Annotated in this window: 8 protein-coding genes and 1 tRNA gene; 5 read left to right on the forward strand and 4 right to left on the reverse strand. The window is 46.3% G+C overall.

The window, feature by feature from the left end:
- Nucleotides 1-591: 591 nt before the first annotated feature.
- Nucleotides 592-966, forward strand: coding sequence for a hypothetical protein (locus tag QUB14_RS11125; RefSeq protein WP_190661720.1), 375 nt, complete (start codon nucleotides 592-594; stop codon nucleotides 964-966).
- A gap of 47 nt (nucleotides 967-1,013) precedes the next feature.
- A complete protein-coding gene (locus tag QUB14_RS11130) occupies nucleotides 1,014-1,748 on the forward strand; it encodes a hypothetical protein (RefSeq protein ID WP_333217417.1) in 735 nt (244 codons plus the stop codon).
- 105 nt (nucleotides 1,749-1,853) lie between these two features.
- Here QUB14_RS11130 and cobA read toward each other — a convergent pair whose 3' ends face one another.
- The 4 genes from cobA to QUB14_RS11150 form a co-directional block, all read right to left on the reverse strand.
- The gene (cobA, locus tag QUB14_RS11135) at nucleotides 1,854-2,663 is read right to left on the reverse strand and encodes a uroporphyrinogen-III C-methyltransferase (RefSeq protein ID WP_333217416.1); all 810 of its coding nucleotides are present in this window, start codon (nucleotides 2,661-2,663) and stop codon (nucleotides 1,854-1,856) included.
- Complete coding sequence (locus QUB14_RS11140) at nucleotides 2,660-3,403, reverse strand: sirohydrochlorin chelatase (protein ID WP_333217415.1); 744 nt, start codon at nucleotides 3,401-3,403, stop codon at nucleotides 2,660-2,662. Before QUB14_RS11140 ends, cobA begins: the two co-directional genes overlap by 4 nt.
- A 240-nt stretch (nucleotides 3,404-3,643) precedes the next feature.
- Nucleotides 3,644-4,327 (reverse strand): manganese catalase family protein, encoded by a 684-nt coding sequence (locus QUB14_RS11145; RefSeq protein WP_006635510.1) that lies wholly within the window; start codon nucleotides 4,325-4,327, stop codon nucleotides 3,644-3,646.
- A 190-nt stretch (nucleotides 4,328-4,517) separates the two neighbouring features.
- Nucleotides 4,518-6,050: a serine/threonine-protein kinase gene (locus QUB14_RS11150; RefSeq protein ID WP_333217414.1), complete on the reverse strand. Its 1,533-nt coding sequence runs from the start codon at nucleotides 6,048-6,050 to the stop codon at nucleotides 4,518-4,520.
- A 628-nt stretch (nucleotides 6,051-6,678) separates the two neighbouring features.
- On the opposite strand from QUB14_RS11150, the gene QUB14_RS11155 reads away from it, so the two are divergent.
- From QUB14_RS11155 to QUB14_RS11165, 3 genes are all read left to right on the forward strand, one after another.
- Nucleotides 6,679-6,751, forward strand: a tRNA-His gene (locus tag QUB14_RS11155).
- A 189-nt stretch (nucleotides 6,752-6,940) separates the two neighbouring features.
- Nucleotides 6,941-11,245, forward strand: coding sequence for an AAA domain-containing protein (locus QUB14_RS11160; protein WP_333217413.1), 4,305 nt, complete (start codon nucleotides 6,941-6,943; stop codon nucleotides 11,243-11,245).
- A complete protein-coding gene (locus QUB14_RS11165) occupies nucleotides 11,223-12,113 on the forward strand; it encodes a hypothetical protein (protein WP_333217412.1) in 891 nt (296 codons plus the stop codon). Before QUB14_RS11160 ends, QUB14_RS11165 begins: the two co-directional genes overlap by 23 nt.
- The last annotated feature ends 28 nt before the right edge of the window (nucleotides 12,114-12,141 follow it).

A 12,141-nucleotide genomic window follows, 5' to 3' on the forward strand; every position in this document is an offset into this window, starting at 1 on the left:
TTAATTAATCCGAAACATCTCAAAAACTGGTTTACTAATTGCTGCTACTGTACCTCATAACATCCGGAAGTGCTGTAGAGTAGGTGCGTAAGTTTTGAGTTTTTTTACCAGTCGCGGCCATGTCTGTAAAATAAGTGACACTCAAACGAGCTACCCCAAACGAGTGTCACTAGAAAAAGTTACTGGTAAAGCGTTTCCGTTAGCAGTTACGCCTAAGAAATAAATGCAAACAAGGGGTCACGTAATGCTAGACGGAGAAACAATGCCACACGAATTCGCGATCGCGAATTCGAGGGTGAAAGAAATTACGAATACCAAGGCCTGAAACCCGCATTGTATCCTCGGCGCTCTAAAACTGTCCCGAGTATTGATTTAGGTGTATGTAGACTCACCTACTTTAGGAGTTTCCCATGAAATTTAGTTCCCTGTCGATGACGATCGGCTGTTCGAGTCTAGTTGCTCTGGGGCTATCGCAATCCCCCTCAATCGCTGCAACTGTAACCGTGCACTTTCCTCGGATGCCGAGGAGCGGCCAAAACTTCGAGCACACCCACACTGTCAGACGTTCTACCAGCAATCCTCTCTTCTGATGTGGGTGCTCTCCAGAACTTATTTCAGGGGCCAACCCGTACCGAAATTGCTAATGCACCGGGTCTAGAGAGGGCGCTACCGCTGCTCCCGAGCAATGCCTGCAACGGTCAACCTCTACCTCCTGGAGCCATCAATGCAGGTCGCTTTATTATCAAACGCCAAATCAGAGGCAGTAACATTGCCTACAAAATTCGCATCTGCAAACCTTTTATTAGCGGTGGAGTTGGAACTACTGCGATTCTGGAAACCGCTATTAGAAAGACTCTTTGGGCAAATCTCAACTACGTCTCCCGCGTGAAAAACATTACCCAAATCGATATCGCTCAACCTAATAATCAGTGCCTTGGTGGTAGTGGAGCTACCTGCTGGCCGTAACATCTGCGCTCAAACCAAATTCATTTATCTAAATTAAGGAACATACTATGAAACCCATAATTTCTATTTTAGGCGTGATCGCAGCGATCGCCCTTTTGCCCCACATTGCCCAAGCCAGCGCCTACAAAACCAGCAGTCGCACCACTTTTATTAATATTAAAGAAATTCCTGGTGACAGTGGCTCTGCTATTGGCGGCGGCTACTACAGGACTTACGTAGGTGGCAGGCAATGGGGAGGGAACTTCCAGGCGACTAGCGTCACCAGCAGTGGTGGTATCAGAACCTATACTGGAACCTTCACCGACGAGCGTTTCGGGCCCGGTGCAACGCAACAATGTAAGGGCAACCTGAAACTACAACGTCCGGTTTCTAACTCCGGCCCGGCGCGCCTGACAGCCACTTGGACGATTACTGGTGGGGTCAACTGTCCCTCTCGGGTGGGTTCAATCTTCAAGCTCAATCTGACCGAAGCCGTCCCCGTCGCCAATAGCAGCGGCAATTTCCTGGCCAGCAATGCCAATACCATTGAATCTGAAACGGCAGGCAGCGCCACTTGGCCTAAGTGGGTTGTCACCGACCCAACGGGACTCAATTGTCGCGCCACTGCCCCTAGTGGCACTGTCGTTACGACCTTCCCCAACGGCAGCACCGTTGATGTCGGTTATCTGGGCCTCAACAGCTTCATCACCGCTGGGGGCGCTTCCTGGCTGCGGGTGCCCAGCAAAAACTGCTTCATCCGCGCCAACAGCCAATACATAAAGCCCAAGCTGATGCCCTTCTAACGAGCATCTAGCCACTTATTTGAATCTCTAATTTTTGCTTGGCTAGAGAGGGTGTAGGGGCAAACAAGGGCGATCGATCGCCCTTATTTGCTCCTATGTTTTCGCTTATTCTACAGTTTGATGAACAGGGCGACAGCCAGACAATATTGAGTGCAAATTTACAACATTTCCGATTACGGCGATCGCAGGTGCTGCAAATCCGACCGCCTCAACTTGCTCTACAATGGTACCCAAAGTTCCGATCAATTCTTCTTGTTCCGGCCGCGTTCCCCAGCGCACTAACGCTATGGGCGTTTCTGCACTCAATTCGGCTGCGGTCAACTGACCGATAATGTAAGGCAAATTGTGGATTCCCATGTATACTACAATGGTTTCGGAGCCGCGGGCGATCGCCTGCCAATTTACCTCCGGTCGATATTTTCCCGCTGATTCGTGACCGGTGACAAAGGTGACAGATGAACTGTACGATCGATGTGTTAAAGGAATTCCCGCATAAGCAGGGGCCGCAATCCCAGAAGTTACGCCGGGGACGACTTCTACTGACACTCCAGCTTTTACCAACTCTTCCATTTCTTCGCCGCCGCGACCGAAGATAAACGGATCGCCGCCTTTGAGACGAACTACGATCGCATTATCTCCAGCTTTTTCTATCATTAACTGAGTTGTTTCATCTTGCATTAACGAGTGACGGCCTTTGCGTTTTCCGGCATCAATTCGTTCTGCTTGGGGGTTGATTGCTGCCAAAATTTGAGGACTGACTAAAGCGTCGTAAATCACCACATCCGCGCACTCTAACAAAGCTTTTCCCTTCAAGGTCATCAAACCCGGATCTCCGGGTCCCGCACCTACTAAATACACTTTTCCTAAAGACATTTTTCTTTCTTCCTTTACCTCTTCTGTGCCTCGGCGGTTCATTTTTGAATTAAATCCCTAATTAAGTCTGCTAATTCTACACTTGGGCCTAGAGGATTTGCGAGATGAAGTTCCGCCGCAGGAAATTGCTGCTTTAGCTGTGCGACATTTTTGGCGATCGCATCTGTAATTCCTCCATTAAATAAGAAGTATGGCACAATCCCTATTTGCTGCTGTCCACCACGAACCAAACTCTCAATTTGCTCTTCCAAACTCGGCTTTACTGACCAATAAGCTGTCTGTGCGCCTAGTTTGCTGGCGATTTCCTCAACAATCGAGTTACCTCCGGGGCGACGGCTGCCGTGAGATAATAAAATCCATGTTGGCAATAGCAGATTGGGGAGAAAAGTCACCTCTTGCATCTGACTTTTTACCAATTGTGTTAAGCCTGCTTTCTGGGAACCTAAATGCGGGCGCAATTCAATTTTTAGCTTGTCACCAAAAGTTTTTTGGGCAAGTTCCACCTCTGCCGGTATGTCTTCGGCGACGTGAACTCCCGGCAATAAAAATACAGGTAGGATTTGCAATTCTGTCACTCCCAGCGACAGGGTACGTTCGCCAAAACTGCAAATTTGTTCGTGTAGCGGTGCGGGCCCGAGTTCTAAGGTGGCGGTTGCTACTGCGGGGAAGGAGTCAGGCAATTTTTGAGACAGCAGTTGAGCTAGGTTTTCCAAAGCTAGTTGGGGTCTGGGGTCGCGGCTGCCGTGAGAAACTAATAAATAGGTCGATGATCGCAATTTCAATATGGATTGGATGTTAATGTTCGATCGGGATTTCAAATAATTGTAACATCATGGGGCGCGTGACTTAAAAATTACTCAACACAAAAGTTCCATATTCTAGGGTGCGCGGCTTAAAAATTACTCAACACGGGGCTTAAAGTTTTTAAGCCGCACACCTTACAAAAGAAGGTGCACGGCTTAAAAATTACTTAACACTGGGCTTAAATCTTCACTCGCCACCCAGGTTACACAAATCTCAAATTAAGCTTTGGGAGCGGGATCGGCAATGTATTGGAAAGTAGGTTCCGAGTTCCAAGGCCCGCGTTCATCCTTGCCATTTGTGGACAAGTTAAAGTAGAGATCCACAGTGGAATCGGGGGGAATATTGCCGAACATCGGATCGGTGAGTTTGCCCACCGATTCCAAAGCTTTCATGAACATTTGAGTGTGAGAAATTTCGCGAGTCAGCAGAAACTGCAGCGTCTTTTTCGTTCCCATATCCGGTGCTAGTTTAATCAACTCTTCGTAGGTTTGGCGAGCTCCTCCTTCCGCAGCGATATTAGCACGCAAATCGCGCACTACCTCCCCGCCTTCGTTGATATAAGCTGCCGTCCAAGCTTGACCTTGGCTGTCTAACAAGTGTGGACCTACGCCGCGCACCGCAAACAAAGTGCTTTTGTAAGCTTCTGTTTGGTCAACGTTTTTGGTGTGCATTTCGATGAGTTGACCCACCATTTCTAAGTGGCTGAATTCTTCGAGCGCAATATCTTGAAGCATATCCTTAATCCCTGCATCTTCACAGTGGAATGACTGCACCCAGTATTGCAGAGCTGCTGTCAGTTCTCCGGTTGCTCCGCCAAACTGTTCTAGCAGCAATTGGGCAAAACGGGGGTTGGCTTCGTCTACAGTCACCGCAGCCATTAATTGTTTTTTGTGAAAAAACATGGATTGATACCTCTCTTTAATTCTGTTGTGTCTCAGGATCGCAGACTTTATCTGTGTTCGCCTTCAGAATCCATTGTGCGACAAGCGATCGCACGGAACCTCGGTCAATGGATACATCTCTCGCGATAAATTTCTCTGCTTTCAGGTAGAGTTTAAAGTTAAAATTTTAGCTAGTTAGTCGGTATAAATACTACAATTTACAAGCTGCATTATTGTCGCACTCGGTTAATTTTGCAGACAGGGCATCGAGATGCCGCAGCCACTGAATGCCACCAACCCAACTGCGAGAGGGGAGGTGTCCGATTGGTGCTTGCTGATTAAATTTAATCTGCCCTAAAGTAGTAGAATTGTAGGCTTGCCAGTTGACCCGATCGCAAAATCTGATATAGTCTCCCTTAACGCTTTCGTAAATTTGTTTTTGGACGCTGAAGCCAAACCGACCTTGACTGTAGTGCAGCCAAAGGCGATCGACTGTGTGCAAATCTTCGCAGGGTAGCTGGTAAATTTGGCTAATTTCTAGCTGAGTTTCCGGTGGCTGGGAAAGAGACTGACACATCAAGCCCCAAGTTTCGCGATCGGCTTCTTTCCACTTTTTGTTAGACAAAAAATCTCGCAGTTTGGTATAATCAACTCCCCGTGCAGAAATTAGAGTTGGCTCGATATTTGAAGTATTTGAAGTAACAGATAAGGAAAAATCTTCTGCACAATGGGCGACGGCATTAGTCGGTAAAATTGGAGAATCAGAAGTTTGTAGCGCGCTGATATCGGTTAAGTTGTCGCTATTACCGAGAGCAGGAGCGATCGGCTTTTTGGGCGAAAGCAAATTTTGATGACGAATTTCTAAAGCTGCTTGGATATCGTCCAAAACTTCCGCAGCACAACTGTACCGCTGATTGAGATGAGTTTGCAACAATTTATCTAAAATTTCACCTAACTCGTCGCTAATACTCGTGGCTTTGGGGAGAAACTCACGCCACCACCAGCGCTCGTTGTTGCAGTCGTACATATCCAAGGGAGGAACTTGCGTCATTAGGCGAATGCAAGTAACACCTAAACTGTAAAGGTCGCTAGCAGGAAATACTTTGCCGCGCATTTGTTCGGGAGCTACATAATCTTGACTGCCAATGAGCGTTGCTGGGCGAAGCATAGCTGAATCAGTCAGCAGTTTGGCAATGCCGAAATCGATCAATACGAGTTTGTTGTCTGACTGTCGGCGGATAATATTTTCGGGTTTGATGTCGCGGTGAATGACGCGCTTGCCATGGATAAATTGCAGCACTGGCAATAAGTCTTGCAGCAGTTGCCAAATTTGCTCTTCATCGTATACACTCTTGGCTAATTCTTGTTTAAGAGTCGATCCCCCTATAAACTCTTGAACTAAATAAATATGACCTTCTTGTTCAAAGCAGGCTAATAATGTAGGGATTTGCGGGTGTTTTCCGAGTTCGTCTAAACGGACGCCTTCTTGCCGAAATAATTCAACGGCTTTGTTAAAAATTTTGGGGTCGCGGTCGTAAAAATAAAATTGCTTGACTGCACAGCGGGGTAGAGATGGGATGTCTTCATCAATTGCTAGGAAAGTTTTACCAAATCCGCCTCTACCTAAAAGTTCAATCGGGCGATATCGCTGTCTCAGCAACAGGTTAAAGCCGCAGTTTAAGCAAAATTGTGCGGCGTTGGAGTTGTGAGGATTTTGACATTCAGGGTTCACACAGTAGCTCATATTGATTTTAGATTTTAGATTTTGGATTGCGGAGAAGAGTTTTTTTTACGAACCGCGAAGACGCGAAGCGAGGCGAAGGAAGAGGGAAGAGAGAAGAGAGAGAAGAGGGATGGTTGATAACTCATGCGGTGTGGGATAAGCTGTCCCGCTTCTTGTGTTGTATTTTTCGGGCGGGCGGGAAACCCCACAAGCATTTCATCTGAGATGTTGCACCATTCTCAATAAGGCTTTTAGGGGCGGGCTAGAAGAGCCCACCCTACAAGAAATTCATTCTTTGTGGAACAGGCATCTTGCCTGTTCTTGAGAAGGGTGCAAGATGTGAGTTTTATCAAACTGGACTGTAAAATTTAGATGCGCCTGGGCTGATAAGGCTATTTTAATGCGCTGGGCCGAATCGGAACGCTGCCAAAGCTACCGAACCCAAGCCGCATGACTGCTGGGGGCGAGATAATTGCCGATCGCACAAGCCGATCGCGCAGAGCGAAAATAGTGCTATAGTCTTACTGTGCTTGGAACTTGAGGCACAATCTATCTGTCCGGTTGAGGGACGCTCAGAAATATTTCAAAATATTTTTGCCTTACCCCTAGACTTGTGCTGAGATCTGATGCTATAGTTAAAACTGATACGGCGAGCGTAGCCAAGTGGTTAAGGCAGTGGTTTGTGGTACCACCATTCGTGGGTTCAAGTCCCATCGTTCGCCCTTTTGATTCTAAAGTGTTTAATACGATCGCCTTTCGCCTGTACGGTAATTTGCGATGGTCGTAGGGTGTGCAATGCACACCTTAATTTTTTTTGGGATGTAGCGGTTCTGTCGGTACAAGTTCCGATGTGCTAATCTTAAATCCAAGATAAAATCTAAAATCTAAAATCTAAAATCTAAAATCAAAATATGCCATCTTTAGTAACAGAAGATTGGGGATATAAATTTAGTGGCGATCGCACAATTAATAAGTTTATTCGGGATATAGAAGGAGAAGCGGCTTTAGGGAAATATTGCGATTGGGAATGTAGAGAGCGTGCGGAAATTTTGATGTCGGAGATAGCTGGCCAATCCCACAATCTTTTCTACGTCCGTCGCCAAAAGGTAAATGAGAGATTTTCTGAAGAAGAAATCTGGGAATTGCTGCTTGCTACGGATGGAGATGATTTTGAATTACCTCAATTGTTGCAAAAAGCCGATCGCACTTTGCGGTTGTTAGCAACTGTACGGTGTGAAGACGGAATCGGCGGTTTAAAACTGCTGGATGCTGGTTTGGTGGCGGTTCCCAGAGGGAGGAAAGATGGGTATGCTTTGCCGGTTCAGTTGCGACTTTTGGCTAACAGTCGATCGCCAATTCCTGTAAAGTCGATCGCCCGCGTCCAACAAATGCCATTTTGGGACGACAGACACATACCGACTACCGAACAGCTAAAAGTTTGGCACACTTTTTTAAATGTTGAAAAACGCATCGCGGAAGCGCGTCAATTTTGCGTGCCTTTCCGAGGGCACAATTACGGTTCCGGCTTCAAAATCGTCACTTTTGAAATCGATCGTAATTCCGCAACTCTTGACGGTTACGAGGAAAATTTCTTAGAAGTGGGCGACTTTCGCGAAAGGCTAAAAAAGGCGCGAAATGAAGAAATTATTCTGTTTGATTCGCCGCCAGGAAGCAGAAGCAGCCGCGATGGAGAGACATTGGGTAGCATCGCTGAAATTGACTTTGAACATGGTAAATTACGGATTAAGTTAGATGTTGATTTAGGAGTTCGCATGGCGGGCGGCAGATATCAACTGCCCAAACAAGGATTCTTATATTTTGAGGCGGCGGGCGATATCAGTCAGATCGAACGCAAGAAGAAAGCTTTAAAAATGCTGACAGATGGCCGCGCTCAAAATCCCTATTTGAGTGAGTTTTTATTCGACTCTTCTCAGGCGAGAATGCCCGAAAAAATGATTAAATTAGATCGGGAAAAATTATTAAATCGCAATGCTAATGACGACCAACTTGCCGCCGTAGAAACGGTGCTTTCGGCACGGGATTTAATTTTGATTCAAGGCCCGCCGGGAACTGGCAAAACGACTGTGATTGCGGAGATTTGCTATCAAATTGCCAGTCAGGGCGGCAAAACGCTCATTGCTTCGCAAGCAAATTTGGCTGTAGACAATGCTTTGAGTCGGTTAGTACACAATCCGGCGATTCGGGCTTTGCGGAAGGGAAAAGCTCATAAGGTGCAGGAAGAAGGGCAGCCGTTTTTAGAGGAAAATGCGATCGGCACTTGGCTGCAAAATACGGCGACTGACTGCGAAGAAAAGCTCTCGCAGCGCCTGACTAATGTCAAATCTTTGCGGCAGTTGGTGGCAGAATCAGAGCGATTTACCGCCTACTGTGCCGCAGAGAGAGAGTTTTTTAATGAACTCAAACACCTGCACGACAATCAAGCAAATATTGAGGAAAAGTGCAACCAGCAAGCAGCAGCTTATGAAGAGATTTTAACCAAAAAAAGCGATATTGAATCTCTAGTTAGCGGGCTAGGAAATTTGCTGGATGCGCCGAATGTTAACTGGGAATCTCCAGAAGTTGCCGAGTTTATGCCCCGACTAAAACCTTATTCAGAAGGCAATGTTTTAGTAGAAAACTTTATGGCAAATGTTCGCATTGCCACCAGCTATGCTACCCAAATCGGCTTCGATCGCCCTGCTTGCGGCGCGTTTGGGATTGCGGTTTGGCTGCAGGAAACTGTAGCAGCGCAAATATCGGAATTTAAGACGGCATTCGATCGCGCTGATGATGTTTGTCACGCTATGTCGGCGGTTGCGGAGTCGTTGCGTGTGTCGCGACAGATGTCTGAGGCTGTGAATCAACTCGAATTGGGCGATCGGCAAAATCAGACACACCGCCACAATCTCGAACAGAAAATCAAGAATTTGGAATTGCGAAAAGCGGAAATAGCAGCCGTTGTCGTCGCGGTTGCACAGTGGATCGAGACGGCAGATACGGGACTCTATGAAGTCGTGAAATCTTGCTGGGAAACGGGCGCAATGCTCACGGATGATATGGTAGAATTGCCCGCAGGATTGCTGAAAATTGCCCGATCGCTCAAATTGCCGATCGTGCCGCCCAAATGCAAAATCAATTTGCCCGATTTGGATCGGTTGCAAAAGGCGATATCCCACGAAGAAAGCGCAGGTTTTAAGGATCTACAAGGGCAACAGTTCCGGTTTAGCGAGTTTCTGCACCTAAATTTGAGTCAAACGCCGATCGTGCTCTCTGCGGGCGATCGTACACAGTGGCAACAACTAGCCAAAGACTTCGCCAGCTACTCCCAAGTCAGCCAAAGTCAGCGCAAATTTATCATCGAAAAAGCTCGCACTTTCTTAGGTAGCATTCAACAATTTTATAGTGAATCCTTGCACCCAAATCATGTCCAGGCTACCTTCGATCGCCTAGTCAAAGAATTGCTGCACAGTATCCTTGCAAATGCGCGTCAGTGCGTTGTTCCCCTAAAAACCGAAACCGAACAGCAGCTTATCAAACAGCAACAGTTATTAGATAAAATCGGTCAAACCTTGAACCAGCAGCAAATATCCGCCGCTAAACTTCAGGTAGAAACAGCGCAGCAAGAGGCGAACTTAAAAATTAGCCAAGTTACTAATTTGTTGCAAGCAATTGTCCAACAGCCCAACGCCCCTGAAAAGTTGCGGATTTTAGCTGAACAATATCTCGCCCAAAAATCCAATATTTGGGAGCAACCGCAGCAGTTTATCAAGCAAGTTGAGGCTTGGAAAGCAAGCACGATTCAGCTTGAAAAATCCATTGCCGATCTAGACCCTTTTGGGGTTTTGGAGACCATCAAAAACACTCTTGACGAGCATTTATCTCCGCTACAAACTGCGGCTGCAACTTCGCAGCAGCAACTCGCCGAACTTCAAACCGAATTGAGCGAAATTACCGCTCAACTGCAACAGCAGCAACCGACAGCAGCATTACTTGTTGAGAGAAATTGGTGGGAGTCAGCATGGCAAACTATCCCGACTCAATATCAGCCAGAAGTTCCGAATACAGGATTATTCACCGTAGCTTTTTTAAACAAAATTAAGCGTTTATTCAAAACTTGGCAGCGGAAACTAGAACAAGAAGAAACAGCACTAAATCGTTCTCAAAACTTTGTGACAGATTGGATTCAAAAACTTCGCAATCCCTCAGAAAAAGACCGCAACGATTTAAAGCAAATTTATATTGACAATGCCAACGTGATCGGCATTACTTGCGTGCAGGCTGCTAGCTTCGATTTTACTAAAAACTTTCCCAGCTTTGATGCAGTCATCATTGACGAAGTTAGCAAATGCACTCCCCCAGAGTTATTAATTCCCGCTTTGAAAGGCAGAAAGTTAGTATTAGTGGGCGATCACAGGCAATTGCCGCCGATGTTTAATCAAAGTACGATCGACGATATTGCCGAAGACATCGGCTGTACCGGAGACGAACTTAGCTTTATCAAAGAATCTTTGTTCAAAGTTTTGTTTGAAAATGCCAACGACAGCATCAAAAAAATGCTGACAACTCAGTATCGAATGCACCCGCAAATCATGGGCGCAATCAATCAGTTTTACCAGCAAAAACTCAACTGTGGCATTCAGGAAGCAGACACCAAGCGCGCCCACAACCTCGCAGGTAGAATCATTCAAGAAAATAATCACATTCTGTGGGTGAAAACGCCCATCGGACAAGGATTTGAAGAAGAAAAACAGGGTACTTCCCGGTTGAATGTCAAGGAGATTGATGCGATCGAGCGTTTGTGCGAACAAATGCAGACAGCTTGGCAGCCCAAAGTTGCCGACGGTGAACCACCGAAAGAAATCGGAATTATCACTTTTTATGCTGCTCAATTAAATGCAATTAAAGACAGAATCGAAGGCGAAAGATTCCCTGCTTTGAGCATCCGCACTGGTACAGTTGACATATTTCAAGGCATGGAAAGACCTGTAATTATTGTCAGCACCGTGTGCAATAATGTTAGGGGCGATATTGGATTTGCTAAGGAACCGGAACGGGTGAATGTGGCATTTTCCCGCGCTCAAGAATTGTTAGTAGTTGTCGGCTGCCACGATTTATTTACCCAACAAACAGGTACAGTGGGAAAAATGTATCAGGAAGTTTCAAAAACAGTGCGTCACTGCGGAGGTTTTGTAGATGTTTCTAGCGTCCTCAACTAAACCCATAGACTCGAATTTAAGTTCGCTAGCCGAACAGATGGAGCAACAAAATCCGGGTTTGTCAGTGTTGGCGGCGCGTCAATTCCGCTTTGCAATCCGCCAAACTCCGCTGGAGGTGGCGGTTAGCGAACCGCGCGAGTTTAACGTGTTGGAAGAGTTCATTTTGCGGGCGGGTGTTGAGTTTGAACCTGCGCCAACTTTGAAGGAATTGGCGGATTTGCTGGGGTTGGACGAGATTTTTGTGAAGACTACGGCGGCGACTCTGGTTAGTTTGGAAAGCTTGGAGGTGGCGGAAAATGGGCAAATTGCGATCGCCCCGCAAGGTAGAGATTTTTTCGAGAAAGGTGCAGTTAGTCGATCGCAAATTCAATCAATTTATGCCATTTCCGATCCTTTAAATCAAACTCTTACCTTTAAATTCGATGCTTTAGCCGCAGAATCGGTCAACTTACCAGATTTAGCAGATTTAGTATCCCTCGAACATAAAATTAGCGACCTTGCGAATTTAAGTCTAGCAGAAATCCAGCCGTTAATTCAAGATTCCGGCTTAGGAATTCACGCCCCACAAAACGGCAAAATTGTCTCTGCTTGCGATGTCGTCGGCGACGATTTAGAGATTTGGCAAACAGTCTCGATTTTTGTGTTGCTAGATGCGATCGAAAATAAAACTACTATTCAAGTCAGACAGGGAAAACAAATATTAGAAACAGCATCAAACTTGCTAAACGAACTTGAATCGCAACAAAAACTTTCCTTAAATGACTTGTTTAAAGTAACCCCAGACATCGCACAGCAAGAATCCGAGACCATCCCCGTCCAGAAAACTCCTAAAAAGCCCTCTAAGAAGCAACGGAAGGAAACGATATGATAAGGACTAAAGCCCTGATTACGGACTG

Source organism: Microcoleus sp. B3-D2 (assembly GCF_036705345.1).
Classification (GTDB): domain Bacteria; phylum Cyanobacteriota; class Cyanobacteriia; order Cyanobacteriales; family Microcoleaceae; genus Microcoleus.